Below are 1,496 nucleotides of genomic sequence, written 5' to 3'. Positions count from 1 at the left end.
ACCGTGGGATTTTTCAGCAGCCTGCTAAAGCTGGCTAACCAAGAATCACGCATCCGCCGAAAAAAGAATCCCGAAAACCACATTTCTGCCAAAGTAGTGCTAGTGGAGAGCCGCATGTCGTTCCGTGCCGCTTGCTGCGGCAGAACGACAGTATAGACTGCGAGTGCGAATCGAAGCGCCGAAAAGATGGCGACTGACCAATTCTAGATTAAGCGATGGGGCACGAGTGATGTTCAAATCAGCAGTGGTGTGTGCAATTCTGCTTGGCATTACGGCGCATCAGGGCAATGCGGCTGACATCCGAGCTGAGATAACCGATATTTCGCGCGATTGGACTGGCTTATCGCCGCGAGTCCAGTGCTTGCATGAAGCTGGTTTGGTTCGATTGTCGGATGGGTTTTATGAGGAGGCACCCGAAGCCGATAGAGTGCAGGAATCGATGGTTGTCGACCGGTTTGTAAAGCATGCCATGATGACTAATAACGGTCCTGATAGACAAATAAGTGATTATCGCTTTAAAATAGAGACGCTAGCTCGTAGTATTGGATGGGTCTCGTCTGTCCCGCAGCCCGAACTAAAAAAGATCGGTCAGTTGTTAAGATTAATGAATTCTATTCAACCTCCTCTGGCCCCAAAAGACTCGTATGGCTACACGGAATTCCTACAGGTCGAAATCGAGCGCGCATGCGTCGAAGAGTATTTTGCAGTCGTTTTTGGTTTAGGCGAGAGACAGGGAACCGTGCGTTACAACCGCGCCCTTGATGCATGGATTAATCAACCAAAACTTTGGCAATCGGTAGATCCTACCTATTACCCGCGCTCCTTGGTGTCTCTGAATTATCTGACTGCTCGTACGCTGCTCGCAGACGGAAAAACAAAGGAAGCCTTTGCACTCGCCAACGATAGTGTGATGAAATGGGGTCCGACGCAAATCTATCATTCAGCTAATTATATAGCGTCGTATCATTTGATGGGAATCGGAACTCCTCGCTCGCTAAAGTCGGCGCTAGAAATTCATGAGAAACATGGCGGACCTTATAATCGGATCGCCGGAGCGTCCATCAAGGCGCAACTCGGTAGAAAACAAGAAGCAATTGGAGACTTACTTGAAATATTGAAAAAGACGTGGAGTGGCGGAACAGATTACAAGCTTGCCAACTCATTGTATACCCAACTGGCGGGTTCGGCCTATATCCAGCCACCAAAGCCAGGTTTTTTCGATGTGGTGATGGCAATTCCACTGGCGATACTAAGCTATTGTGCACAGTATCCCGCAGGTTGCAGTGGCGGGCAAGGTAGCAGCCGTTTGGGTAATGGAGAAGAGTCGTACAGCGAATGGTCAATAAGGACGCAGGCCGAGACAGCAAAGAGTATGCAGCAAACTTACGATTGGCTGGAGATCGGTAAGCCAGACTATTGATAATTGGACAATTATTTTGTGAAAGCTCTGTGCAGTAAGTTTCATCACTTAGCAGGCTGCTGAAAAAGGGCTTGGC

At 48.7% G+C, this 1,496-nt stretch carries 1 protein-coding gene; it reads left to right on the top strand.

The window, feature by feature from the left end:
* Window positions 1–226 precede the first annotated feature (226 nt).
* A complete protein-coding gene (locus QU44_RS18415; protein WP_156141262.1) occupies window positions 227–1,420 on the top strand; it encodes a hypothetical protein in 1,194 nt (397 codons plus the stop codon).
* The last annotated feature ends 76 nt before the right edge of the window (window positions 1,421–1,496 follow it).

This window comes from Sphingomonas sp. 37zxx (assembly GCF_000786205.1).
GTDB lineage: Bacteria > Pseudomonadota > Alphaproteobacteria > Sphingomonadales > Sphingomonadaceae > Sphingomonas.
This window is presented reverse-complemented; position numbering and strand designations above follow the sequence as displayed.